The 24,892-nt window shown below is 60.6% G+C and carries 28 protein-coding genes; 11 read left to right on the top strand and 17 right to left on the bottom strand.

What is annotated here, in order from left to right:
- Positions 1 to 41: 41 nt before the first annotated feature.
- Positions 42 to 212, bottom strand: coding sequence for a hypothetical protein (locus tag ABSE61_RS17705; RefSeq protein WP_423872421.1), 171 nt, complete (start codon positions 210 to 212; stop codon positions 42 to 44).
- A gap of 328 nt (positions 213 to 540) precedes the next feature.
- On the opposite strand from ABSE61_RS17705, the gene ABSE61_RS17710 reads away from it, so the two are divergent.
- Positions 541 to 1,095, top strand: a complete 555-nt coding sequence (locus ABSE61_RS17710) for a PAS domain-containing protein (RefSeq protein WP_423872422.1) — start codon at positions 541 to 543, stop codon at positions 1,093 to 1,095.
- Positions 1,096 to 1,234: 139 nt separating this feature from the next.
- Here ABSE61_RS17710 and ABSE61_RS17715 read toward each other — a convergent pair whose 3' ends face one another.
- The 3 genes from ABSE61_RS17715 to ABSE61_RS17725 form a co-directional block, all read right to left on the bottom strand.
- A complete protein-coding gene (locus tag ABSE61_RS17715) occupies positions 1,235 to 1,690 on the bottom strand; it encodes a DUF2059 domain-containing protein (protein ID WP_423872423.1) in 456 nt (151 codons plus the stop codon).
- A 137-nt stretch (positions 1,691 to 1,827) separates the two neighbouring features.
- Positions 1,828 to 3,003, bottom strand: coding sequence for an OpgC domain-containing protein (locus ABSE61_RS17720; protein ID WP_423872424.1), 1,176 nt, complete (start codon positions 3,001 to 3,003; stop codon positions 1,828 to 1,830).
- A 346-nt stretch (positions 3,004 to 3,349) separates the two neighbouring features.
- Positions 3,350 to 4,501: a zinc-binding dehydrogenase gene (locus ABSE61_RS17725; protein ID WP_423872425.1), complete on the bottom strand. Its 1,152-nt coding sequence runs from the start codon at positions 4,499 to 4,501 to the stop codon at positions 3,350 to 3,352.
- A gap of 269 nt (positions 4,502 to 4,770) precedes the next feature.
- Between ABSE61_RS17725 and ABSE61_RS17730 the strand changes: the two genes are divergently transcribed.
- Complete coding sequence (locus ABSE61_RS17730; protein ID WP_423872426.1) at positions 4,771 to 5,862, top strand: MFS transporter; 1,092 nt, start codon at positions 4,771 to 4,773, stop codon at positions 5,860 to 5,862.
- A 56-nt stretch (positions 5,863 to 5,918) separates the two neighbouring features.
- The gene (locus ABSE61_RS17735; RefSeq protein WP_423872427.1) at positions 5,919 to 6,533 is read left to right on the top strand and encodes a PilZ domain-containing protein; all 615 of its coding nucleotides are present in this window, start codon (positions 5,919 to 5,921) and stop codon (positions 6,531 to 6,533) included.
- Positions 6,534 to 6,536: 3 nt separating this feature from the next.
- On the opposite strand, the gene ABSE61_RS17740 is transcribed toward ABSE61_RS17735, so the two are convergent.
- Entirely contained in the window at positions 6,537 to 7,169 is a 633-nt protein-coding gene (locus ABSE61_RS17740; RefSeq protein WP_423872428.1) for a cupin domain-containing protein, read from the bottom strand.
- A 426-nt stretch (positions 7,170 to 7,595) separates the two neighbouring features.
- On the opposite strand from ABSE61_RS17740, the gene ABSE61_RS17745 reads away from it, so the two are divergent.
- The gene (locus ABSE61_RS17745; RefSeq protein ID WP_423872429.1) at positions 7,596 to 8,219 is read left to right on the top strand and encodes a transglutaminase-like cysteine peptidase; all 624 of its coding nucleotides are present in this window, start codon (positions 7,596 to 7,598) and stop codon (positions 8,217 to 8,219) included.
- A 429-nt stretch (positions 8,220 to 8,648) separates the two neighbouring features.
- Positions 8,649 to 9,461: a dienelactone hydrolase family protein gene (locus tag ABSE61_RS17750; RefSeq protein WP_423872448.1), complete on the top strand. Its 813-nt coding sequence runs from the start codon at positions 8,649 to 8,651 to the stop codon at positions 9,459 to 9,461.
- Between the two features lie 87 nt (positions 9,462 to 9,548).
- Here ABSE61_RS17750 and ABSE61_RS17755 read toward each other — a convergent pair whose 3' ends face one another.
- A complete protein-coding gene (locus ABSE61_RS17755) occupies positions 9,549 to 10,067 on the bottom strand; it encodes a hypothetical protein (protein ID WP_423872430.1) in 519 nt (172 codons plus the stop codon).
- Positions 10,068 to 10,289: 222 nt separating this feature from the next.
- On the opposite strand from ABSE61_RS17755, the gene ABSE61_RS17760 reads away from it, so the two are divergent.
- Positions 10,290 to 10,520 (top strand): hypothetical protein, encoded by a 231-nt coding sequence (locus tag ABSE61_RS17760; protein WP_423872431.1) that lies wholly within the window; start codon positions 10,290 to 10,292, stop codon positions 10,518 to 10,520.
- A 182-nt stretch (positions 10,521 to 10,702) separates the two neighbouring features.
- Here ABSE61_RS17760 and ABSE61_RS17765 read toward each other — a convergent pair whose 3' ends face one another.
- On the bottom strand, positions 10,703 to 11,233 hold the full coding sequence (locus tag ABSE61_RS17765; RefSeq protein WP_423872432.1) for a gamma carbonic anhydrase family protein: 531 nt from the start codon (positions 11,231 to 11,233) through the stop codon (positions 10,703 to 10,705).
- A 129-nt stretch (positions 11,234 to 11,362) separates the two neighbouring features.
- A complete protein-coding gene (locus tag ABSE61_RS17770; protein WP_423872433.1) occupies positions 11,363 to 11,692 on the bottom strand; it encodes a DUF6949 family protein in 330 nt (109 codons plus the stop codon).
- A gap of 221 nt (positions 11,693 to 11,913) precedes the next feature.
- Between ABSE61_RS17770 and ABSE61_RS17775 the strand changes: the two genes are divergently transcribed.
- The gene (locus ABSE61_RS17775; protein WP_423872434.1) at positions 11,914 to 12,624 is read left to right on the top strand and encodes a hypothetical protein; all 711 of its coding nucleotides are present in this window, start codon (positions 11,914 to 11,916) and stop codon (positions 12,622 to 12,624) included.
- 168 nt (positions 12,625 to 12,792) lie between these two features.
- Here ABSE61_RS17775 and ABSE61_RS17780 read toward each other — a convergent pair whose 3' ends face one another.
- Together ABSE61_RS17780 and cysE are read right to left on the bottom strand one after the other, a co-directional pair.
- A complete protein-coding gene (locus ABSE61_RS17780) occupies positions 12,793 to 13,011 on the bottom strand; it encodes a DUF3126 family protein (RefSeq protein WP_079543740.1) in 219 nt (72 codons plus the stop codon).
- Positions 13,012 to 13,189: 178 nt separating this feature from the next.
- On the bottom strand, positions 13,190 to 14,020 hold the full coding sequence (cysE, locus tag ABSE61_RS17785) for a serine O-acetyltransferase (RefSeq protein ID WP_423872435.1): 831 nt from the start codon (positions 14,018 to 14,020) through the stop codon (positions 13,190 to 13,192).
- Between the two features lie 238 nt (positions 14,021 to 14,258).
- On the opposite strand from cysE, the gene ABSE61_RS17790 reads away from it, so the two are divergent.
- Positions 14,259 to 15,632: a hypothetical protein gene (locus ABSE61_RS17790; RefSeq protein WP_423872436.1), complete on the top strand. Its 1,374-nt coding sequence runs from the start codon at positions 14,259 to 14,261 to the stop codon at positions 15,630 to 15,632.
- On the opposite strand, the gene ABSE61_RS17795 is transcribed toward ABSE61_RS17790, so the two are convergent.
- Together ABSE61_RS17795 and ABSE61_RS17800 are read right to left on the bottom strand one after the other, a co-directional pair.
- Complete coding sequence (locus ABSE61_RS17795) at positions 15,618 to 16,370, bottom strand: alpha/beta fold hydrolase (RefSeq protein ID WP_423872437.1); 753 nt, start codon at positions 16,368 to 16,370, stop codon at positions 15,618 to 15,620. The two genes, ABSE61_RS17790 and ABSE61_RS17795, sit on opposite strands and share 15 nt — an antisense overlap.
- A 33-nt stretch (positions 16,371 to 16,403) precedes the next feature.
- The gene (locus ABSE61_RS17800) at positions 16,404 to 17,540 is read right to left on the bottom strand and encodes a hypothetical protein (RefSeq protein ID WP_423872438.1); all 1,137 of its coding nucleotides are present in this window, start codon (positions 17,538 to 17,540) and stop codon (positions 16,404 to 16,406) included.
- Positions 17,541 to 17,804: 264 nt separating this feature from the next.
- Here ABSE61_RS17800 and ABSE61_RS17805 point away from each other — a divergent pair, with 264 nt between their 5' ends.
- Entirely contained in the window at positions 17,805 to 18,050 is a 246-nt protein-coding gene (locus ABSE61_RS17805; RefSeq protein WP_423872439.1) for a zinc-finger domain-containing protein, read from the top strand.
- Between the two features lie 172 nt (positions 18,051 to 18,222).
- Positions 18,223 to 19,416 carry an FAD-dependent monooxygenase gene (locus tag ABSE61_RS17810; RefSeq protein WP_423872440.1) on the top strand — a complete coding sequence of 398 codons (1,194 nt, stop codon included), beginning with the start codon at positions 18,223 to 18,225 and terminating at the stop codon, positions 19,414 to 19,416.
- Between the two features lie 42 nt (positions 19,417 to 19,458).
- Here ABSE61_RS17810 and ABSE61_RS17815 read toward each other — a convergent pair whose 3' ends face one another.
- The 5 genes from ABSE61_RS17815 to ABSE61_RS17835 form a co-directional block, all read right to left on the bottom strand.
- Positions 19,459 to 19,899, bottom strand: a complete 441-nt coding sequence (locus tag ABSE61_RS17815) for a hypothetical protein (RefSeq protein WP_423872441.1) — start codon at positions 19,897 to 19,899, stop codon at positions 19,459 to 19,461.
- Positions 19,900 to 20,590: 691 nt separating this feature from the next.
- Entirely contained in the window at positions 20,591 to 21,547 is a 957-nt protein-coding gene (locus tag ABSE61_RS17820) for a PDR/VanB family oxidoreductase (protein WP_423872442.1), read from the bottom strand.
- A complete protein-coding gene (locus ABSE61_RS17825) occupies positions 21,544 to 22,068 on the bottom strand; it encodes an MOSC domain-containing protein (RefSeq protein ID WP_423872443.1) in 525 nt (174 codons plus the stop codon). The genes ABSE61_RS17820 and ABSE61_RS17825 overlap by 4 nt, the downstream gene beginning before the upstream one ends.
- Positions 22,069 to 22,125: 57 nt before the next feature.
- Positions 22,126 to 23,439, bottom strand: a complete 1,314-nt coding sequence (locus ABSE61_RS17830; RefSeq protein ID WP_423872444.1) for an MFS transporter — start codon at positions 23,437 to 23,439, stop codon at positions 22,126 to 22,128.
- Between the two features lie 100 nt (positions 23,440 to 23,539).
- On the bottom strand, positions 23,540 to 23,821 hold the full coding sequence (locus ABSE61_RS17835; protein ID WP_423872445.1) for a Rid family hydrolase: 282 nt from the start codon (positions 23,819 to 23,821) through the stop codon (positions 23,540 to 23,542).
- A 327-nt stretch (positions 23,822 to 24,148) separates the two neighbouring features.
- Here ABSE61_RS17835 and ABSE61_RS17840 point away from each other — a divergent pair, with 327 nt between their 5' ends.
- Complete coding sequence (locus ABSE61_RS17840; protein WP_423872449.1) at positions 24,149 to 24,700, top strand: helix-turn-helix domain-containing protein; 552 nt, start codon at positions 24,149 to 24,151, stop codon at positions 24,698 to 24,700.
- Positions 24,701 to 24,892: the final 192 nt, after the last annotated feature.

Here is a 24,892-nt window from a genome sequence, read left to right on the forward strand (position 1 = left end):
AATGTGATGGTGTTGGTCGCGCCAATGGTCAGGCGGCGGGTCTAGCCGGTCTTGAGCGCCGGCTGCACGATGAAGGTCTTGGCGTTTGAGACGCCGGAGCAAAGGACCGCGAGGCCCGTGATCTCGGCGTCCCAGTGCAGCACCTGTTTTCCTGACGGATCAGGCGCTTGCATTCTCGCGATGGCACGGTCCGTGAGCTTGATCTTCGCCATGGGACATCTCCGAGTTAACGGCGCGCCAAATAACAGAAATCAAGTTATTTGTGCGGCCGTAAGGGCTTTTAGTCGTGGCACTGAGTGAACGACATCAGCCTTAAAAGTCAAACAATATCAGGTAGTTATTCTTCATCTCTTATTGTTATTTTAGCGCCGCACACCTGGCAATGCTTAATTTAACGTTAATGGCGCAAACCCGCAGCCCCAGGCGGGTTCGGCATGGACGCTGCAATGCTGTTTCTGCACAACGAAGCCGGGAATGCTTTTGCGCAGAAACGGGACAGAGATGTCTCACCTGCGCTCAGGCAGAGGGGCAATATCAGGTATGAAACATCCGTCGAACCAGCAATTCTTCGCCTATTGGAACCAGAAACGCGGCGAAGCGCGTGCACCGGACCGCGGCGACATCGATCCCGATGCCGTGCGCGAGCTGCTCGGCGACATTTTCGTGCTAGCCTGCGATGAGCCCAGCCGTTTTCCGTTTCGTGTCGCCGGCACGCGGCTCTGTGCGCTGGCCGGCCGCGATCTGAAGAATCGGAGCTTTTCCGAGCTGTTCGCAACCGAGGCCCGGCGCGAGATCGAAGACATTGTTGCGGCGGTGACCGAGGACATGGTGCCCGCCATCGTCGGCCTCATCGCGGCCTCGGCCTCGGGGGCGGTGCCTCTGGAATTGCTGCTGCTGCCGTTCAACTACCACGCCCACGCGCCGCTGAGCCTGACGGGGCTGCTCGCCCCGTTCGACAGCGGGCATAGCTCGTTGCGGGATTTCAAACTGACGTCTTGGCGTTATCTGCACCCGCCCGCCGAACGCCTCGTTCCGCGTGCGCTGCGCAAACTGAAACTGGCGCGCGGGCTCATGGTCTATGAAGGCATGCGCTAATAGCGGCTAAAGCGTTTTCGAGCGAAGCATGCCCTCGGACTTGATCCGGGGGTGGCACCGGTTCGCGTGAAGAAAACGCGTCAAAACAAAAGACTCTAGAGCTGCCATCGTTTGTCGGCGCTGCCCTCGCCTGCCCGCCTTACAGCTTATGCCCCTTCTGACGCAGCGCCTCGGTGAGACGCTGACGCAGATCCTCGGCGGCCTTGCGGCCGATCTCCTGGCCCACCGCGAGCGCCTGCTGGCTGATGGCCGGCATTTTCGCCAGCATCTTTTGACCGACCGGCTGTCGATAGAAAGCCTCGATCTCGCGCAATTCGGCGGCAGTGAAGTTGTTGGCGTAGACGGTGGCGATGCCGTCCACCATTGACGTGTAATACGGCGTGAAGGCCTCGGCGATCATCGGCATCATCGCGTCGTAATCCTGTTCGATCTCCGGCCGGTCCTGCGTCAGCGCGGGCTTGAGGCCGAGCAAAATCGCCGGCAGCAGCGCCTTGTACTGGTCGGCGAGCTTCATGGTGTTGACGAGGCTGCGCGCCGCCGCCATGGCGTCAGGCGTCGGCGTCTGCGCCCGGGTCGCGGGCGCCGACAGCAGCAATAGACAAGCGACAATTAAAAGACGTCGGACCATGATTTCCTCCGGTCAACAATCGCGCACGGATCGGTCGCAGCGCGATTTAAACGAACTTGGATTAGCCGAATTTGGATTTCCCCAACGATCCGCTTCGCAAGGGCTTAGGCTTTGCCGGGTTCGAGCGCAGTCTTGCGGCGCTCGATCTCGGCGACATCGACGAACAGGTCGGGCACGTTGTCGGCGCGATCCAGCACCCACGCGATGCCAATCATGGTGAGGATACCAGCCGCACTGACAACAAGCTGCTCCCACACGCCCCTCGTGTACTGCATCAGGACCCAGTGTGCCGCAAAGGACAGGAACACACCGAAACAGAAGATCGGCAGCGAATGCCGGCCGCACATGATGGCCGGACGCAGCCACTTGAATTTGAGCGGCGCCCAGTCGTGCGGCACGTAACGTGACACGATCAGCGCAAGCGCCAGGAAGTGGGTGAAGCGGAACATGTCCAGATCGGTCTTGTCGATCGGGTAGATGATCTTGATCATCCATTTCGGCACCAGCGCGTCGAGGGCGGCGATGTGCCAGGTCATGACGATCAGGAAGGCAAAGAGGATCCAGATGATCGCCGCAATCAGCGCCAGGCGGGATTGCACGATCGGCCAGATCCGGCTGGCGCCCCCGGTGCCGCACCAGGCGGCGAAAATGAACAGCATCTGCCAGGCAAAGGGGTTGAAATACCAGGTCGAGCCGGGCGGGTAGGATGCAAAATTCCAGTCGAAAATGCGCGCGAAGATGTAAAGGATGACCGAAGCGAGCAGCGTCAGGTTGGGCCGGCGCACCATCGCCCACAGCATGAAGGGTGCGGTCGCAATCAGGGCAATGTAAAGCGGCAGGACGTCGAGATTGACCGGCTTGTAGCGCAGCGTCAGCGCCTGCCCGATCAGGATGTCCGGATGCTCCAGGAAGTTGTGGACGTTGAACTCGTCCTCATACAGCGGATTGTCGAACCTCCTCACCGTGCGGGCGATCTGCGCGGTGAAGATCAGAAACAGCATGATGTGGGCGACGTACATCTCCATCGCCCGTTTCCACAGCCGCTTGAGCGCCGACAAGAAATGGCCGGCCTTGATGATCGGGCCGTAGATAAAGCCGGCCAGATAGCCGGAAATGAACACGAAGAACTCGGCCGCATCGCTAAAGCCGTAGTTGCGCAGCGTCAGCCAGGAAACGACGTCGTGCGGAATATGATCGAGAAAGATCATCCACAGCCCGACGCCGCGGAACAGGTCGAGCCTGACGTCGCGCTCGATGATTACCTTATCCTGCTCGGCCATGATGCCCCGTCCCATTGTCCTAGTGTCCCGGTTCTGACATTCGTATCATATCGCGGCGGGCACTTTTACGAATGTCAGAACCAAAGGGACACTGGCAAACATATGATTCCAGTGTGGCTTTGACACTGACGTTCCTTCGAAGAACTCGGGGCGGCACTGGAAGGAACGTCAGTGTCACCACACTGGCAGCGGCTCAAACTAAAGGCTGTCAATGAAGCTTTGATGCAACAAATCCCTGCAACCATTGATACCCACAAGCCTGTTTGCGTCAATGTAGAAACCTGATCGGGTTTGGACAGTTATCTTGCCGTCATTAGCCGGCAAGCAACGGGAGGCTGACGCTGTATCACTCGACCAGTTCCGGCCACGGCACGATGGTGGATTTCACCGTCCTCATCGCCATTGCGTCCGCGACCGCCTGCCCGATGCCGGCTTCCGAAAACGGATAGATCGTCTGCATGTCGAGCCAGGGATATTTGTTGCGGGTGCGATACAGCATGTCGACGCCAAGCGGCAGGTCGTTACCGGTGAACCCCCACGATCCCAAGACATTGAGATCCTTGGTGCAGATGCGGTGCCAGGAGGTCTCGATGGAGCCTGCATCGGTGAATTGCCCCATCTCGACATAGGTGCCGCCATCGCGCAGCATTTCGATGCCTTCGGGGCCGGCGCTCGGATGGCCCGAGCAATCCATCACGAGATCGGCGCCAAAGCCGCCAACGATCTCGCGCACGCGCTGGATGCGCTCGGCGGGTGTCTTGACCGCTTCGATGTCCACGGCTGCTTCCGCGCCGAACTTCCGCGCCAGCGCCAGCCGCGGCTCCTCCGGCGCGCCGACGCAGATCACCCGCCCTGCCCCCATTTCGCGCGCGGCGGCGACCGCGAGGATACCGATCGGACCGGAACCCTGGATGACAACGGTGTCTCCCCAGGTAAATCCGCCGGCGCGCGTGGCGCGGTTGAAGGCGCGGATGCAGGAGGTGAGCGGCTCCGACAGCGCCCCTAACCGCAGCGGCATGTCGTCCGGCAGTTTGTAGATCTTGGTGCCCGGCAGCATGTCGAGGTCGACATAGACATATTCGGCCCAGCCGCCCCACAGATGCGGCGCTTTCTCGAACCCGAGGTAGCGGCCGTAATAGACCGGCGTCAGGCATTTGTTGGCGCTCTGGGGATAGTGAACGCAGTAGTAGCAACGGCCGCAGGGCATCAAGGGCGGGATCATGACTTTCGATCCCGCTTTCAGCGGCTTGCTCATGAAATCTTCAGTGAAGTCCGAGCCGACCTCGACCAGCACGCCGCCGATCTCATGGCCAAGCGTGAACGGCCACGGCAACGGCTTTGGCCAGTGGCCCTTGAGGATATGCAGGTCGGTGCCGCAGACGCCGCAGGCGCCGACCTTGATCAGCGCACCCTTCTTGCCGACCTTCGGCCATGGCACGCTGCGGATCACAGGCTGTGCGCCCGGACCGTCATAGGTGCATACGCGAATCTGTTGCATGGCAACTTCCTCCCGGCCCTTGATCTTTGCGCTGATGGGCGAGAGCCAAGCCCAAGAGAAAGCCTATGTGAAGCGCCCGGCGACGCCAATGACCGGCCGCTGAACCACGGCGATTGACAGTCGTATCGCCGCCCTCCAGCTTGGACGACGCTTCCCGATCCTTGAAAGTGTGACGCCTTGCGCAACCGATGGTTTGCCCTCGCCGTACTGTTTATCATTCGCCTGACGATGGCGTTTCAATTCCAGAGCGTCGCGGCGGTGGCTCCGCTTTGGGCGATACGTTCGGCGTTTCCCTTGCCGACATCAGATGGCTCATCGGGCTCTATTTCGCCCCCGGCATTGCGCTCGCGTTTCCGGGTGGTGCGATCGGAAAACGGTTTGGCGACAAGCCTACGGTGATTGCATCACTCGTCCTGATGCTGCTCGGCGAGCTGGCGATGGCGCTATCGCCTTCCTGGCCGGCGCAGATCGCAGGACGATTGGTGAGCGGCGCCGGCGGCGTCATGTTCAATGTCCAGATGACCAAAATGGTCGCCGACTGGTTTGCCGGTCAGGAGATCGCAACCGCGATGGCGATCTTCGCCAACTCGTGGCCGGCGGGCATTGCGCTGTCGCTGGTCTCGCTGCCCCCGATCGCAACCGCGTTCGGCATCGAGGCCGTCTATCTCACGGTGGCGGCCTCGATCGCACTCGGGCTCGTGTTTTTTGCGGCCGCCTATCCGTCGCCACCGAAGATCACAACGACCGCGGCAACCGGATCGGCGTGGCCCGATCGCACTACGTTCATCGCCCTGATAGCGGCCGGTCTGATATGGGGTCTTTTCAACGTGGGATTTGCCATGATCTTCAGCTTCGGCCCCTCGATGCTGGACGAGCGCGGCTGGTCGATATCGGCGGCAGGCTCCGTCATCAGCATCGTGCTGTGGTTGGCGGTGATATCGGTCCCGCTCGGCGGCTTCCTGGCCGAGCACCGGGCGGCCGAATTTGATCCTCGCCGGTGGCTGCATCGTCTTCGCCGTGCTGATGATCATCCTGCCGCGCAGCGAGATGGTGATATCGACTGTCACGGCGATCGGACTACTCAGCGGCCTGCCGGTCGGGCCGATGATGAGCCTGCCCGCCCGCGTGTTGAAGGCCGAGACACGCGCGATCGGCATGGGCATTTCTATACGCTCTACTATGCCACGATGATGCTGGGTCCCGTTGTGGCCGGCGCGGCGGCGAAATCGATCGGCCAGGCGGCGGCCGCCATCCATTTCGGAGCCATCGTCCTTCTGGCGTGTCCAATTCTGCTGTGGGCCTTCAACCGGCTGCCCAAGCGCGACCAAAAGTGGCGTGAGCGGGTTCCTGCATTCCGCTAACGGCTCATTAACCCTGCCGGCCGTAGGGTCCATGAGCAGATGCTCTGGCGGCGACGATGGCGTTAGCAAACAAGAAATCTATTTTGCCGTCCGCTGAAGAGCGGCGGCGCTTCCAGCGGGTGAAGGTTCATCTGCTGGGACGTTACATGCTGCCGGACCGGCGCGAATTTCCTTGCCAGATCATCAATATGTCGCCGGGTGGGCTGGCGTTGCTCGCGCCCGGCATCGGCAATGTCGGTGACCGCGTGATCGCCTATCTCGATCATATCGGCCGGGTCGAGGGCAAGATTACCCGCATCATCGACAACGGCTTTGCGATGACGGTAGGCGCGACCGCGCGCAAGCGCGACAAGCTCGCCGCGCAGCTGACCTGGCTCGCCAATCGCGACATTCTCAACCTGCCGGAAGATCGTCGCCACGACCGTATTATTCCGCGCAACCCGATCGCGCTGCTCACGCTCGAAGACGGCACCAAGATGACCTGCCGCATCATCGACATGTCGCGTTCCGGTGCGGCGATCGCGGCCGAGAACCGCCCGCCGTTGAAATCGCTCGTGCTGCTCGGCAAGGTCCAGTCACGCGTGGTGCGCAATCTCGAGGAAGGCTTCGCGCTCGAATTCGTCCACGAACAGGTGGCCGAGACGCTCGAAGATGCCGTCACCGCGCGCTAAACATCACTTCCCACGCGTAGCCGGCTTGGAAAGATACTCCATCGACTGCGCTTCGCCTTTCAGCGGCGTCACCTTGTCGGGATCGATCCGGATCATGAGATAGTCGACGTGGTCCTCGATCTTCGTAAACCAGTGACCGGTACCGGCCGGAATCACCACGACATCGCCGGCCTTGATCTCATAGGCGACGCCATCTTTCACGTCCGATCCGTTATTGCCGGGACCGTTGAACTCCCTCACCGTGCGCATGGTCGAAGGCCGCCGCTGCCGGTTGACGATGTCCGGACCGAGCACCAGCGTCGCTGCACCTGAAATCACGTGATATACCTCGCTGATCTGGTCGTGCTCGGCGACTGAATCGGGCGACGGCTTTTCCAGCCGGCCGCGATGGACCATGCCGATGCCGATCCGCGCCTTGCCGATGTCGATATCGCGCACCTGCTGATCGATCAGCTTCTCGGCGATGGCCTTCTGGGTGTAGCGCTCAAGCTCGGCCGCTGGGATATGGGTCCCCGGACACATGGCACAGGTCGGCTGCGGGTCGGTCGGATTGATACGGACGGCTTCCTCGGCGCTCGCCGACAAACCAGCCGCAACGCACAAAGCGGCCACAAGCCCCAAAAGCACCCTCGTCATGATCGCCTCCCTGTCTTCCTTTTCTTGCGCGGCATGCATGCATGGGCGGGAGGATCTTGCCAAGGTTTTCCGATCCATCTCCAACAGCGTTACCGCGGGGTAAAGCCTCAAACGGCCGAATTCCCTGCCTTTTGCTGCCCGGCTCCCGTCGAAAGGTGCCTTCGAGACCCGGAAGTGGCCTGGCGATCTCGGTTAATGCCGGCGGACTTTGCGGTGCGATACCCGCATTTCCGAGGGCGACAGCGGTTAATCGATAAAATTTGAATCAATTGCAGTTGTCTAAAATTGTATTCAAATTCTATTCAAATACAGATCGAATTCGCCGCAGTATTTATGAGTATTCGCTTCAATTGTACTTGCTGTACTTAGTCGCAGCGCAAAGCCTTTGTGAGAAACGTGGTCCCAACAAAAAAGACGGGGGCCACAATGTTTGGTTTCAGGGAGCGGAAGGGATTGGCGGTTGTCGCCATCCTGTTGGGATTGAGCGCATCGGCGCGTGCGGCCGATGAGCGGACAGTTTATGCAAGTCTCGGCGATACCACGCGTGCGCCGATCGGCTGGGTCGAATTCTGCACCGAGACTCCGGCTGAGTGCCGGGGCGGTCCGTCGCAGCCACGCGACATCGTGATGACGCAAGCGGCCTGGCGCGATCTCTTGAAGGTCAACCGCTGGGTCAACGAGACCGTCAAGCCGATGACCGACATGGATCATTGGGGTGTGATTGAAAAATGGTCGTTGCCGACCGACGGCTACGGCGACTGCGAAGATTACGTGCTGATGAAGCGCAAGATGCTGATCGACGCGGGATGGCCGCGTGAGGCGCTTCTGATCACGGTGGTGCGCGACAAGATGGGCGAGGGTCATGCGGTTTTGACCGTCAAGTCCGACAAGGGCGAGTTCATTCTGGACAACCAGAACGAAAACGTCGTGGCCTGGACCGAGACCGGTTACCGCTTCGTCAAACGCCAATCGCAGAGCGACCCGAACGTCTGGGTCTCCCTCGGCGATCCCAGGCCTGCGGTTTCGACCGCCAGCGCCCACGATCGCTGACAACAGGTTTAGGAGCTACGCGAGCCGGTCACATCCCCACCCCTCCCCGTCCCAGACCGGACCGCGCGCGGCCAGCCTTCCCCCAAGGGCTGGCCGCACCTTTTTTATGGGCTTTGTGAGCTAGCTCACATCCGCCGGCGGCCACTTGGGGCATGGTGTTGATGCCGGATGGCGCAAGCCAATTTAATATCCGGGGCTGGCAAGGCCGTGGGCGTCAATACTCCGCCGACGGCCTTGTTTTTTGCGGTGCAAGATGGCGCCGTATTGCTTCTCTCATGCTGGTGACTTGCATCGCCGATGGAATATCGGCTGGATGCTGGTGTCTAATTTGCCACCATCGATGAGGAATCCTAAATGAACGTCCACACCCAGCAGACGCCCGATGTCATCGGACTGACCAAGGTTGCTCCGTTCTCCCGGCGTGGCTTTATGACAGCATCCGCCGCCGTCGCGGCCGGCTATACGCTTGCCGCCGGCCCCGTGCGGGCCGACGTGATCACGACCTCTACCGACGGCCTTGATGCCGGCGACATCAAGATCAAGGTCGCCGACGGCGAAATGCCCGGTTATTTCGCGCGCCCGAAAGGCGTCGCCAATCCGCCGGTCATTCTGGTCGCGATGGAGATCTTCGGCCTGCACGAATACATCAAGGACGTCACGCGGCGTCTGGCCAAGCTCGGCGCACTCGCCGTTGCGCCCGATTATTACTACCGCAAGGGCGTCGATCTCACCAAGATCACCGACATTCCGCAGCTTCTGCCGATCGTCAATGCCAAGCCTGACGCTGAGTTGCTGTCCGATCTCGACAGCACGGTGGCCTGGGCCAAGGCGCAAGGCGGCAACACCGACCGGCTCGGCATCATCGGCTTTTGCCGCGGCGGCCGCACGGTGTGGGAGTTTGCCGCGCACAGCACAGCACTGAAGGCCGGCGTTTCCTTCTACGGACCTCCGGTCGATCCGGCGAACCCGCTCTGGCCGAAAAGCCCGACCCAGCTTGCGCCTGACATGAAGGCGCCGGTGCTCGGACTTTACGGCGAGAAAGACACCGGCATTCCCGTCGATACCGTCGAGGGGCTGAAGGCGGCGCTGGCGAAAGCGAACAAGCCGGCCGAATTCAAGATCTATCCGGACGCCCCGCACGGCTTCCACGCCGACTATCGCGCCAGCTACCGCAAGGAAGCGGCGGAAGACGGCTGGAACTCGATGCAGGCCTGGTTCAAGAAATACAAAGTGCTCGGCTGATCAGCACCGATCTTCCCACAAAAAACGGCTCCGGTGGAAACACCGGAGCCGTTGTTCTTTCAGAGCAGACGAGGCTGCCCCGACAAATCAGCCGCAAACCTGAACCGGCCGCACGCGCCATCCATATGACGTATGAACGCGCCGCTGCACCACGTAGCAGCTGCCGTTGTCATAGTAAGAGTCACCGCCATAGTAGGAATCGTCGTAGGCGTAGTCTGGATAATCCCAATAACCGTCATAGTAGCCACCGAAGCCGCCGGCAAAGAAACGCCGGCCATGGTCAAAACGGCCATGGTTAAAGCCGCCATGATTGAACCCGGCGCCGTTTGCAAATCGGCCGCCTTGAACCGCGCCTACACCGGCCACAGCGCCGACTGCCGCACCGCGCGCAAAACTATTGCCGAAGTTACCTCCGCCGCTAAAGCCTCGCGCTGCGAACCCGCCGCCGCCGAAACCGCCGCCATGGCCACCACCAAAACCACCGCCTCCGCCACCGTGACCACCACCTCCGCCTCCGCCGCCGCCGCCGCGGGCCAAGGCGAGGCCGGGCGCCAGCATGGCGACAGACGCCACCGTGCAGAGCGCGATCATTGTTTTACGCAACATGTATCCCTCCTGGATGATAACCCAACCCCGCAAACGAAGACGCGTTTGCGACAATCCCGTTCCCTCATGTGGCGATGACCGCGACGAAATGCCCGAGCAAAACCCTCACTTCTGCGCGACCGGCGTGCGAGCGCCATCGTGCACGATGAGAGCATTGGCGGTTGCGGGGTGGAAAATAAAATGCGCTTTAGCGAAACGGATCGATGTCCAGGATATTCAGGCATGCGCAAATTGATCGCCTTCGACGACGACACCTTCGACAAGCTCAAGCAGCTGGCGCGGGACCGGATGGGGACGTTCCAGGAACTGGCCGACGAGGCGTTTGCCGACCTCTTGAAGAAGCACGGCATTCCCATCGACCTGAAAGACGCCTTGCGCAAAAGTGCGCGTCTGGCGGCGCAGCCCGACAAGAAAAACAAGTCGGCGAAGACGCCGCGAAAAACCAGATCGTGATGGTGAGAATGCCGGCGCGGCCTAGTGTCCCGATTCCGAAGTTCGTAGCATTTTACGGAGCCACATTGCGAACTTCGGAATCGAAAGGACACTAGCAAACCTATTGATCTAGTGTGGCTTTGGTTCAGAAGTCCGCATGACGAACTTGCGACGATAATGATGCGGACTTCTGAACCGCCACACTAGCTGATTTTCTTCAGCCCAGCTTTGAAGCGCGGCCCGTTACGCTGATATGACTTCGCCGCGCGCCCCATTGCGGTTGCTTGCTCAGGCGTCAGCGTGCGGATCACACGTGCCGGCGAGCCGATGATGAGGGAATTTTCAGGAAACTGCTTACCCTCGGTAATAACAGAGCCGGCGCCAACCACGCTACCACGGCCGATTCTCGCTCCGTTCATGACGATCGAACCCATGCCGACCAGCGCGCCGTCTTCGAGCGTGCAGCCGTGCAGGATGACATTGTGGCCGACGGTACAATCCTTGCCGATGACGAGCGGAAATCCGGGATCGGTGTGGCAGGTCGAGTTGTCCTGCACATTGGAACCCTCGCCGATCTCGATCCACTCATTGTCGCCGCGCAACACCGCGCCGAACCAGACGCTCGCGCCTTCCAGCAAACGGACTTTGCCGATCACGGCGGCGGTATCGGCGATGAAATAGTTGCCGCTTTGGGGAAGGTCGGGCGCCTGCCCGTCGAGTTCATAGATCGCCATGGAAAGATAGTCTCCTTTGAAGGAGACCATGGCACGGCGATCAAAGCGTTTTCAAGCGAAGCATGCCCTCGGACTTGATCGGAGGGTGGGCGGCGGTTCGCGTCACGAAAACGCGCCAAAACAAAAACCTCAGGCCAGCAGGCCGGCGGCGCGGAGCGTCATGAGAAAAAAGGTGCCGGACATCAGGCTCCAAAAGCCTGCCAGCACGGTCGCCATCATCACGAATTCGAAACGGCGGCTCTCGATCTGCACACCGCGCAGCGTGTTGCGCATAATGATGAAGGGGGCGGCGAACACCAGAAATGGCACCGCCGCAAAGGTGCTTGGTGCAACGCCCTCCTGGAGCAGCCCGAAGCCGGCGGGCCGCTGCACGGCCGCCTGAAATCCCGATGTCAGCGCGCCCGCAAGCGCAAAACCGATGCAAAGGGAAAACAGGGAATTCAACGCATCCGGCGACATTTTGGGCTCATCCACGCGACAACTGAAGGCGCCCTTCCCTTCGCAAAATTGGCTGCTGGCCGCCACAACATCCTTAAGGAAAGGTTAACCGCAGTGCCGGGAACCGCGGCGCAGACATGGCTCGCGCCGTACGCCGCGCCGTAAAACCATACGGAAGCCCGATGCTGCGTGGCATATTTGACGTTGATTCGTCCGTCAACTCCCGCCCCACGCTTGTGTTCATGACATTCATTACTTCAGCCCAGACCGTCGCGCGCACCACTGGCAAGGACTGGCGCAACCATTTGCTTCCGATCCTCTCAGGGGGCGCCCTTGCCGTGGCTGCGCTGGCGTTCGTCGCCTATCTGCTATGGCCGACCTGGGAGATAGACCCGGTAAGTGGCCCGGCGCGGCTACCGGTCAGCGTCGGCTCAACGCTGTTCAACGTGCCTTCCGGATCGATCCGGATGAAAATCCAGCACCACACCGGGCCGCAGGAACGGATCGATCTCAACTTCGCCTATCCCTCGCTCGAACCTCCCGAAGCCCCAAAGCATGTCACCGCGGCCGATGTGGACGACGCCATGCAGCCAATCGACCGGATTTTCGTGTCGATCGCGGCCCATCATGACGCGCTGGCGCCGGACGTCCGCGTTCGCACCATCTTTCCACGCTATCTCGATTCTGCAGCCACGGTCGGAGAAGACGGTTTGACGATGCGCTCCTTTCGCGAAGGCTCGCCCTACAGCGGGGAAGATTTGTTTTCCGCTGTTACACCCGATTTCATCGCGCGCTGTAGCCGCGAGACGGCCACTCCGGGCATGTGCCTGAGCGAACGCCGCATCGAGGGGGCCGACCTGACGTTTCGCTTTCCACGCAGTTGGCTCGCGCACTGGCACGAGGTGGCAGACGCGATGGATCGCCTGACCCAGCAACTGCACAGTCAGAAATAACAGGCCGAAGCGTTTTCGAGCGAAGTGGGAACCGGTTCGCACAGCAATCAAGTTTACGCAGATTGCGTAGACTTATCTGCGGTAGAAAACGCGTCAAAACAAGACTGGAGACCGGTTCTGACTTAATCAGAACCGAACAGGCTCTAAAGACGTTCGAGATCGGCTTTGTCAGCCCTGCTCGACGAGATCGTCTTCCAGGATCGCCATCTGGAACTGGAAGGATCGATCGTCGTCTTCGTCATCGACAAAGAGAACGCCGATGAACTCCTCGCCGATATAGACTTCGGCGGAGTCGTCCTTCTTGGGCCGCGGCACCACGCGGATCTTGGGGTTGCCGAACAGGCGCTTGAGGTAGGCGTCGAGTTTCCTGACTTCCTGAACGTCCACGGCAGTCTCCGAATTCAAAGGTCTTTGCAAATTTTAGGACGATAGAGCGGGAACCGCCAGCACTATGACCAGTCAGTTCCCGGGGCGCTTATAGCCGCGCATCGGGCCAACTGCAAAACTGCCAGAACCCCTGCCCACACGAAATCCACCGCTCACATCCCGTGCCCAGCAATGACGTTCAAAGTCCGATCGCGTTGATCATCTGATCCATGGTGCGCGAAGGTTCGGCGCAGCCGGCCTCGCCCACGATCTTGGCCGGAACACCCGCCACCGTCACATTGTGCGGAACCGGCTTCACGACCACCGAGCCGGCAGCGATCCTGGCGCAATGGCCGATCTCGATATTGCCGAGAATTTTGGCCCCCGCGCCGATCAGTACGCCGTGGCGGATCTTCGGATGGCGATCCTCGTTCTCCTTGCCGGTTCCCCCCAGCGTGACACCATGCAGGATCGAGACATCGTCCTCGATCACAGCGGTCTCGCCGCACACAAAGCCGGTGGCGTGGTCGAGGAAGATGCCGCGTCCGATGATCGCGGCCGGATTGATATCGGTCTGAAACACCGCCGACGAACGGCTTTGGAGGTAATAGGCAAAATCCTTGCGGCCGCGCTTGAACAGCCAATGCGCGAGACGGTGGGTCTGCAAGGCATGGAAACCCTTGAAATAGAGCAACGGGTCGATGAAGCGCAAGGTCGCGGGATCGCGGTCGTAAACCGCGACCAGGTCGGCGCGGAAGGCATTGCCGAGATCGGGAACGTCGCGGAGCGCCTCGTCGTAGGTCTGACGGATCAGGTCGCCTGACAACGCGGAATGGTCGAGACGCTCGGCAATCCGGTGTACGACCGCCTGTTCCAACCGATCGTGGTGCAAGACGGTCGAATAGATGAACGAGGCGAGTTCCGGCTCCCGGCGAACGATGTCCTCGGCCTCGGTCCGCACCCGGTCCCAGATCGGATCGAGCGCGGCAAGCTTCGTGCCGCCTTGCGGATTGGTCTGATGCTTCATCATAGGCGTCGCCCGCAAACGGTTCTGTGGTCAGGATAATCGGCTAACATTCTGCGCCATTCTAGCATGGTTCCCCCCTCGCTGTCCCGTTACCCTCACACCAAGGTGAACGCCGGTATATAGAAGCAAATACCGGATTGGTGGCCCCGTTTGGACAAAATTGGTTGGCCATTGGTATAAATCAAGCCAACCAATTGGTGATTTCCGGCCCATTGTGTCTTTGGGCATGGTTGGGGGCGAAATGGCAGATATCACCACACCCTCCCTGCCTGATCGCGCCGCGAACCCGCCATGGGTCTGGGTGATTGCCGCTGCGATCCCCTTGATGTTGCTCACCCCGGCGCTCTGGAACGGCTACCCCCTGCTCCAGTCCGATACCGGCGGCTATCTGGCGCGTTGGTATGAACGCTACTTGGTCCCCAGCCGGTCGACCGTCTTTGGCCTCTATCTCCACTACGGCGAACACAGCTACTTTTGGTTTAACCTGGCGATCCAGGCGCTCGCGACGATATGGATCCTGCAGCTCACGCTGCGCGTCTTTGGCCTCGCCAAACCAAGGCGGCTGTTCGGCCTGAGCCTAGTGCTGACCCTGACCACGGCGCTGCCGTGGCTAACCAGCATGCTGCTCACCGATATCTTTGCCGGTCTCTCAGTCCTGTCGTTGTTTCTTCTCGTGCTTCACGGCGACAAGGTTTCCGGAATCGAAAAGGCCGCGCTGTTCCTCTTTACCGCGTTCTCGGCCGCGACCCACAGCGCAACGATGGCCATGCTTTTGGGACTGTGCTGTTTAGGATGGATTGCGCGACCGTTGCTGCGGGAGCGGATTTCCGCCTCCCACCTCATGCAGGGAACGCTGACGATCGCTGCCGGCGCCTTCATGTTGCTGTCAGCCAATTTCGCCTTATCCGGACAAGTGGCATGGACGCCCGGCGGCTATTCGATCGTGTTTGCGCGCATGCTTCAGGACGGCATCGTTACGCGCTACCTGAACGATCACTGCCCGACGCAGCATTTCAAGTTGTGTCCCTATCGCGATGCTTTGCCGGAAACCGCGGACGATTTCCTCTGGAGCCGCGAGAGCGTATTCAACAAGCTCGGTCGCTTTCGCGGCATGAACGACGAGATGGGATATATCGCCACCCACGCACTGACCGAATATCCGCTGTGGCAGGCCGAAGAGGCGCTGCTCGCGACCGGCGAACAGATGCTCGAGGTCGCCACCGGCGAGAATACCGACCATTCGACGATGATGCATACCTACGGCGTCTTCCGGGAATTTCTGCAACGGCAGTTGAAAGTCGTAGACGCCGCGCGTCAGCAGAAGAGCTTTCTCACCTTTGGTCCGATCAATCTGATCCACGTCCCGGTGGCGCTGATCTCCACCGCGCTGGTGTTTGCCATGCTGATGGCCGCACTGTTCAGGCGGCGGGCCGACGATGTGACGTTATTGGTGGCGACCGTCGCTCTCGCGTTGCTCGGCAATGCCGCCGTCTGCGGCATCATATCGGGCGCGCACGATCGCTACGGCTCGCGTCTGGTCTGGATTACGACCTTTGCAATCATGATCGCGGTACTGAAGCGCCGGAAAGACCGCGAACCATCACGGGCGGCGTGACAGAAAATCCAGCACGCCCGCCTTGTAGACCTTGTCGCCGACCGCGCGCATGTGATCCCGATTGGGAATGTCGAGAACTTCCGCGTCCGGAATGATGCCGCCGAGCGCATGCGCCGAGCCCGCGATCTCGTCTGAGGTGCCGACCGCGATCAGCACGGGGACGGCGATTTCGGCCGCCTGCTCCCGCGTCATCAGGCGGCGCGACCCGCGCATGCATGCCGCTAGCGCCTTGCGATCGGACCGGGTCTGGTCGGCAAAGGCACGGAACGTCCGCCCAACCGGATCGGTCACCTCATCAAGCGAATCCGCCTCTAACGCCTTGGCGACATTCTCGCCGGGACCGCCACCCTCGATCAGACCGATCCCGATGCCGCCCAGAATGACCGAGCGCAGCCGGTGCGGCTCGGTTCGCGCCAGGTTCGCCGTCATCCGCGATCCCAGCGAATACCCCATCACGTCGGCGCGATCGAGCTTGAGATGGTCCATCAAGGCTGAGATATCGCTCGCCATGATGGCGATCTCATAGTCGGCAGAATCGTAGAGCTTGCCGGAATCGCCGTGACCGCGATTGTCGAACGCAATCACCCGCCGGCCGCTTTTCTTCAGGTCCGACACCCAGGTCGGATAGACCCAGTTCACATTCTTGCTGGAGGCAAATCCGTGCACCAGCACGATCGGATCGCCCTCGCCTTCGTCGAGATAAGAAATTTCAACACCGCCGTGATGAAAACTCGGCATCGCTTGTTCCGTGTTGTGAGGAGATTTCGGAAATTAGCCGTTTACGGCGGCGCCGGCCATCGGATTGCCAAGGGAGGCGAGTTGCCGCCGCAGCCTGCGGCGTTTGCCGTGATCGATGACCGACTGCGTCACCCGCTCGGTGGTCGCCTTGATCGAGGCCAGCAGCGAAAACAGCGCGAACAGTGCGCCGAACACCCACCAGGACAGGTTGAACGCGCCGGCCGCCAAAAGAAGAGCCCCACGGCCGAGCAGCTTGAGGATCGCGCGCGTCTTGCCGCCGCTTGCTTCCGCTAGCCGCGCCGCTCGCGCCACATCTTCCGGGCCTTCGGCGATCTTCAGCGTATCGAGCGCGCCGCGCGCACCGGCCTTTTCGCTGACGCGTCCGACATCCTTGGCGAGCCGAACCAGGCCACCGGCCTTTTCGGCGCGGAAGGCCGCGGTGATCGCGCTGACGGTTTGCGTGGGACGCGTCACGGCGGCGGACGAAACGGCATCCTGCAGCACCGAGGTGTCGACCACCTCGCGCGCGGACCGGCCGGCCCATTCGGTGAGCCCCTCACCCAGCCGTCCGACCTTGCGGGCATCCTTGACCAGCGTGAGCCCGGCCCGCAACGGCGCCACGCCGCCGACGGAAACATAGGTAGCGGCCGTCACCGCGAGACCCGCGGCCGCAAGGCCCAGCACCAGGCGGTCGGTGTCCTCGCCCATCACCAGATGCTTGCTCTCGCGCACCACATCGCGGATATCGCCGAAGACAAAGAGATCGCCGGCCACCGTCCCAGAGAGACTGCCGGCATCGTCAGCATTTCCGGTCACGAGTCCGGTGGCAAAGCGGCGGGCAAAATGCGACGTGGTGTTCTCTTCGGCAACCGCCTCGTTCACACGCTGCACGAGATCGTCGGGGAGCGAAATGTTCTTGGACCTGGCGAGGTCGACAAAGCTAGCGGCCAGGCCCGTATCGTGCACGGCCAGTGCGGCTTCGATTTGGTCGGCCACTATGTTTTGGCTATTTCGCAGAGCAGAGTCGACCTGAAGATCGGACAGTTCCACCGGATCGTCCTGCGCCGCCAAAATCGCACCGGCCTGCCGTGCATGCGGCCATACCGCGACGAGCGCGGCACCGCTCACCGTCACCGCCGCCAGTGCCAAACCGATTCGTCGCCGTTTCATCAAAAATACCCGCTCCTCACAGAGGAGAAATAGTATGCCGCTTTTACGACACAACCGCCCCGACGAAAGAAGGGCTTCTCGGGACAACAAGATTGTGTCGAATTTGTAAGAACAAAACCAGCGCCGAGCTTCGAATCCACTCCGTCAGGGCTGTGGAAAGTGGGCTAGGAATCGACGGGTTCCGTCTCTATGGTGACGCCACTTTGATGTGGCAGAACTTCATGCCGGTGTCGTCTGCTGCTGTTGCTATTTGAGGTGAATCCGATGTCCGACCATGTCGTCCCGCACTTTCATAACGATGCTGGCGTTTCCGTTATCGAGATCGGCTCGCAGGAATTCATGTGCGTCGGCGCCAATCCGCCTTTCGATCACCCGCACGTTTTTCTCGACCTCGGCAACGACAACGAGATCATCTGCCCCTATTGCTCGACGCTCTATCGTTACGCCGCCGATCTGAAGGCCGGCGAGGCCCGCCCGCCGGAATGCGTGCTGACCGACAAGGTCGCCTGATCGGGCTGGTGCCGCTATTTGAAGTTCCCGCACAACAAGCGGCGCATTCGATCCAGGAACTTCAAATGGTCAAGCGGCACTAGAATTAACAAGTTTGTCAGTGCCCGTGACTTTCCGAAGTTCGTGAAAGAGGGCGCTGAGGTGGAGCAACGAACTCGGAAAGCGGGCACTGATGGCGGCTTCACGCACGATCATCGTCGCGGGCGCCGGTATCGGGGGACTAACGGCTTCGCTGGCGCTGGCGAAGCAAGGTTTTCGTGTCATCCTTCTGGAGAAGGCCGAACGGCTGGAGGAAGCCGGCGCCGGCCTGCAGCTTTCGCCGAATGCCAGCCGCGTCCTGATTGATCTCGGCCTGCGACCGCACCTTTCCGGCGCCGTGACGCCCGAGGCCATTTGTTTGATGAGTGCTGTGAGCGGCAGCGAGATCGCCCGCCTCCCGCTCGACCCGGTGACACCATCCGCCGCGCCCTATTGGGTGATTCACCGCGCCGATCTGCAAACCGCCTTGCGTAGCGCGGTCGAAAGCTGTTCCGATATCGAGCTGCGGCTCGGTTGCCAGTTCGAGGATGTCAGCTCCCACGCCAAAGGATTGACCGTGATCCAGCGCAGCGGTGCGACGCGCCGGGAGGAACCCGCGGTCGCGCTGATCGGCGCCGACGGAATCTGGTCGTCGGTCCGCCATCATCTCGTGCCCGACCTGCAACCGCGTTTCTCCGGCCTGATCTCCTGGCGCGGCACCCTCGATACCACGCAGTTGCCGCGCGAATATACCTCACGCCGCGTCCAGCTCTGGATGGGGCCGCAGGCCCATCTCGTGACCTATCCGATTTCCGCAGGCCGCCGGATCAACGTGGTTGCGGTCGTGCCCGGACAATGGAACAGGCCCGGCTGGAGCGAGCCTGGCGACGGCAACGAGATCAAGACCGCGTTCGTCACGGCAGGATGGCACGCCATTCCGCGGATGCTGATCGGCGCTGTCGACAGCTGGCGGAAATGGGCGCTGTTCACGCTGCCCGGTAACGGTCAATGGACCGACGGCGCGGTCGCGTTGTTGGGAGATGCGGCGCATGCGATGCTGCCCTTTGCTGCGCAAGGCGCGGCGATGGCGATCGAGGATGCGGCCGTGCTCGCCAAATGCGTCGGCGAACGGCAAAACGAGGGCCCGGCGGCGCTGGCAACGGCGCTGCAACGCTATGCGCGGCTGCGCCGGCCGCGCGTGATGCGGCTACAGCGCAGTGCGCGGCAGGCGGGCCGGATCTATCATCTGGCAGGTCCGCTGGCGCTGACGCGCAACCTCGTCATCAAGGCGATGGGACCAAAGCGGACGTTGTCGCGCCAGGACTGGATCTACAACTGGCAAGCCTGAAGCGGCGCGGTTGCGCCACGACCGGCTTTCAGCGGCTGGTTTTTAGTAAACCGCGCTACCTGACTTCTGTGAATGGCCGGATTTCGAGGCGGGCGCAGGCGCGGCAGACGGCATCTCCGCCGTCTTGGCTGGCGGGCTCTCGACGCATTTGTTGAGTGCCCATGCTTCATCGGCGTTTTTCTTCTGGCCGCGTATCGCAATGTAATCGTTGCGATAGGCGAGTTCCGCGACCGCAGGACCCGCAAATCCGTCCTGCGCCTTCGCCATCAGTCCCTGCAACTCCACCATTCGGGTCGACAGGGTTTTGCGCTCGGTCTCCAGTTGCTTGCAGTTGTAGAGATTGTATCTGGCGGGATCGGCAAACGCCGACGTCATCCCATCGCTCATATCGGCACAGCCGGAAAGAAGCGTTGCGCAGGCGAGCAGAACCATGCCGGCAAAAGCCTGGAACGGCATACGAAGGCGAGCGCAGGAAGCGAGCATGTAACCCTGTGTTAATCCCTCAACATTGAAGTTGCGTAAAGCAGGGACTGGTGTCGGGAATGAGGCTTTGCCTCGGCGGACCGGGTCGCTCAAAGATTTAGCCGGCGCAGCTCGGCCCGGCTCATTTCCCGGGCTCGAAAACTGCGCTAACTATTTGATCCCATGATCAAAGCGGACGTGGCGGAACTGGTAGACGCAAGGGGCTTAAAATCTCCCGGCGCCGCTGAAATTACTCATCTTTCCGATCTAACGGGGGCAGGCAATCCACACGAAGCGGGTCGAGACCAGGCCGTATTGTCTAACACGCCGCCGCCTCTTCCGCTGGCTGGAAGGTCCTCGAAAACGTGGGCCGACGTCTTCTTAACTGAGACGAGTGCAAGATCGAGCACGTTGCGGTCGTTGGACAAGTCGGCCCGAGTCGAGGGGACATTCTCTCTCCTTCACCTACGATTGGCAAAGTGACGTTTGCACCTGCCGGTCAGCAAGATGCCGCCGAAAACAGGCTGCGCAGCTCATAACGTGATCCAAATTACTCGGCTGTCTGCTTTCGCAGCTCGGCCACGTCGCGTCGCGTACCCTTGCAACAGCCGCGGCCGTTCAATAAACGCCCATCATGCGACCGGCCGCTTTGCGCCAAAAGTTGCCATTCGCAACTCACATGTTGTCAAATTCGACGCGGCGGCTTAAGCGCTTAAAGATCGAGGACCAATCGCTCTTCAGCCGATCCAGCGACACAGACCATCAGGCTGCGCTCTCGCTCGGTGGGTGAAAGCACCCGGTCGCGATGTACCGGTGTCCCCTCAAGCCAATCGACCTTGCAGGAACCGCAAATCCCGCCGCAGCACGATGCGGGAACATCGATGCCCAGACTGACAAGTGCGGCAAGCATGGTTTGACCGCGCTCGACGCGAGTCTCGAGTTTCGAGCGCGACAGAGCGAGCGTGTACGGCTTGACGTTGGGATCGACAGTCAGAGCGGGCGGCACAAAGCGCTCGATATGCACCCGTTCGCGCGGCCAATCGCGTGTTGCCCGCTCAAAATCGTCGAGCATGCTCTCCGGCCCGCAGCATCCCACGGCCAAGCCCGGCGTCGGCAGGCCGACCAATGAACCGATATCCGGCCGTCCGGATCGCGCCGTGTCGTGGATGACAACATTTCCGGTTTTCACGAACGGCGCCAGCAAAGATCTGAGCGGCGGCTCGCCGCGCGCCATCAGATGAAGCGTGAAGTTCGGATGGCTGTTGTGCCGGAGGAAAGCCGCCGCGGACAAGAATGGCGTCACGCCAATTCCGCCCGCGACGAATACATGGTGGGTCAAGTCCCCATCTAGCCTGAGGCCGCCGCGCGGCAACGACACGCCAATCGTATCCTCGACCCTGATCTCATCGTGCAATTTCACCGAGCCGCCGCGGCCGTCCCGCTCACGCTTGACGGCAACGAGATAGCGCTTGTTGTCGGCGGGATCGTTGCAAAGCGAATAGGTCCGGACCGGCCCGCCCGGCAGGTGCAAGTCGATATGCGCTCCTGGCCGAAACGGAGGCAGTTCCCAATAGTCGGGGTCGACCAGTGAAAAGACCTTGATGTCCGCCCCGCCTTCCTCGATCGTATCAACGACAGTTTTGATTGTCGTGACCGGCTTGACCATCATTGGAAATTCCGTACGGCATCCCCGACCCGAACCGTGCCACCCTTCAGTATTTTGCAATTCAGACCGGAGCGATTGATCAGCGGATCGAAGATCGCCTTGCCGGTAATTTCCTCGATATGCCGGCACGGGATCGACAGCCGCGTCGACTCCAGCAGTGTTTCGCCAAGCCAGAACTGGCGTCCGACGAGATGGGTAAGAGGCACGCCCGCCACCGTAACGTTGCGGCGATGCTCCTCGGGGCCGAGGTCGATATCGTGGTCGCGCTTCAGCGCCACCAATGTCTCATGCTCGAATAGCGTAACCTGCCGTCCCTCCTCGGGCCTATGCGAATAGAAGCCCTCTTCCCGCCCGATCATGTAGCGGTCGCCCTCGATACCTTTTCCTGCGATCAGCCGCAGTTCGGGCATCGCCCGCATCGGCAGAAAAGCGCGAGGCGTAACGTGGAGATGGCGTACCACACCGGTCCAGGCCAGAACGACCGCCCCGGGGCTGTCGAGCGAAGTATTGATCGTGTCGAGCATCACTGGCCTCCCATTGTGCCGCGGCTGTGATTTTAGATGAGACACACTTAGTCGGGATCACGTGAGTTCCTTGTTCGCCATCTCCGGCGCGGCGAAAGTCGCCGTTGCAGTAATCAACGCGCAGACGATCAGGAAAACCGAGACTGGCCAGGTGGCGCCGCCGGCCCATGTCATCAGTGAAGCCGCGATCAGCGGGCTCAGGCCGCCGCTCAGCGCGGCGCCGACCTGGAAACCAAGCGAAGCGCCGCTGTAGCGAAGCCTTGCAGTAAATAGTTCGGAATACCACGGCGCGCCGATGCCGAACATGACCATCTGTCCGAAGCTGATGGCAACGACGATGGTCAGAATGACGATGTTCGGATCGCGGGTGTCAAGCAGCCAGAACATCGGAAACGCAAATAACGCGCAGAACAGACAGCTCGCATAAAACATCGTCTTGCGGCCGACCTTGTCGGATAGCCAGCCAAACAGCGGGATCGAGAACAGTGCCACGAATGACGCGATGAAGGCGCCGTTCAGCACCAGACCGCGTGAAAGTCCAAGGCGCGATGTCGCGTAGGACATGATGAAGACGCCAGCTATGCTCGCATAGGCGATTTCCGAGATCTTGAGGCCCACCGCGGTGAAGAATGGACGACGGTGATATTTGAAGATTTCGACAATCGGGATCTTCACCATTTCATTCTTGGCCTTGATCGCCCGGAAAACCGCGGTCTCCCCCATTCTGAGACGGATCCACAGGCCAACGCCGACCAGTAGAATCGAGATCAGGAACGGAATACGCCACCCCCATGTCATGAAGTCGTCCTCGGGCAGTTGCGAAACCAGCGCGAACATGCCGATCGCCGCAAGATTTCCAACGGGATTGCCGACCTGAACCATGCTGCCGAGAAAACCCCGCTTATGCGTGGGACAATTCTCCACCACCATCAACACGGCGCCTCCCCACTCGCCGCCGAGACCGATGCCCTGCAGGAAGCGCAAAACGACCAGCAATACCGGCGCCGCAACGCCGATCTGCTGATAGGTCGGCAACAGGCCGATCAGAAACGTACCCAATCCCATCACCATGATGGTGATCGCGAGCATCGCCTTGCGTCCGACCCTGTCGCCGAAGTGGCCAAAGAGCGCCGCGCCCAGCGGACGCGCCAGAAAGCCAACCGCATAGGTCCCGAAGGCGGCAATCGTCGCCAACGCCGCGTCGCCGGCGGCGAAGAAGACCTTGTTGAACACCAGCGCGGTCGCCGCGCCATAGATGAGGAAATCGTACCACTCGACTGCGGTACCGATGACGCTCGACCACACGATGCGGCGCAAACCCGACGCATCGTCGGGGATTCGCACGGTGCTGAAGTCTTCTGCAATGGCCATGTTCGCTCCGTCAAGAAACGGTTTCAATTTCCATGCGAATTCTCGTTCCCGGTCCGGCGATCCCGATGCCGGTTTCGAAACTTCTTGCTTGCGCTGAATTTCAGTGCCTGAGCGCGCGCGCGATCTCGACTTGCATAGAAGGATTAGCGAGCATGGCTTCCACGCGGGCCCGCGTCGCAGACGCAGCGGCAGGCACCCACGCGTCCCACACGGTGTTGAAATCTGCGAAATCGGCAATGTTGGACCACATGGTCGCGGCCGGGATCGACAGTTTATCCGCACCCGCTTCTGGCAAGAATGCATCGATTTTTGCGAGCGGAATCGTGGATCCTGCTTCGGTAAATCGCAGGAGAGCACGGTGTTCAATCATTGCTTGCGGCATGACCTTCACCTTTCAAGCGCCATATGCGCTCTCAAAATCGATCATGTTTACTGTAGGAAATCAAGGGCAGAAAAACCTGCAACGAACGCAAAAGCCGGAAGACGCCCGAAAAGCCGAATTTTTAAGCAGTAATACGGCGTTTTGACCTGCTATGCCCACAATATCTGCGGTACTGTCAAAAATTACAGCAGGTCTGTTTTCTGGTAGAGTGCACCACGGAATGACAGATACTGCGCCCGTCGGGCGCTCTCTAGCGTGAGTCCCTGGTTTGATGCAGTACGTGGTGACGGGCGCGAATGCCCGTTAAGGAGATTTGCTTTGCTGGATATGAGCCGGACCACGGGATTGGGCCTTAATCTTCGGCGCGTGCGCACGGAGAAAGGCTTGACGCTGGATCGTTTGGCCAGCCTGAGCGACCTGACGCGGGGATATATTTCCCTCGTCGAGCGTGGACTGAAGGTGCCGTCCATTGCCGCTCTGCTGCGTCTCGCGAAGGCGCTTGATGTCAGCGTGTCATATCTGTTCGATCCGAATTCGGCTCAGGCGCCGCGCTACACGATCTATCGTCAGCGCGAACAGGGAGCCATTCAGACCAGGGATGGAACCTTCGGTCTGTCGGCTCTCGCAGTCGGCCGTACGCACAAGATGATGGAGCCGTTTCTGCTGACCCCTCCGCACAAATCTGCGCCGAGAGCTTCGCACGCCGGCGAAGAAATGCTGTTCGTGGTCAGCGGACGAATTGTCATCAAGCTCGACGGCGAAGATATCACGATGGACAAAGGCGACTGTCTCTATTTTGCGGGTGAGACGCCGCATGAGGTTCGCAGCCTGGGGCGACAGAAGGCCGAAGTCCTTGTGGTCGTTGCGCTGGCGTCGTGAGATTACCAATGATGTTTTCTTTCCACCTACGAAAATGCTCGAGAATACTTTCAGTAAAGGCCGTGTGGACGGCTCCGGGTTGGCAAGAGCTTTCTTCACGTTTTGCAGCATTGGTCGGTGCAGCCATGTGTTCGGCCTTTTGATGCGGCTCACATGACCGCTGGCCATAACGCCCTCCGCGGATCAGGTCCC

It is taken from the genome of Bradyrhizobium sp. (genome assembly GCF_049519115.1).
Lineage (GTDB): Bacteria > Pseudomonadota > Alphaproteobacteria > Rhizobiales > Xanthobacteraceae > Bradyrhizobium.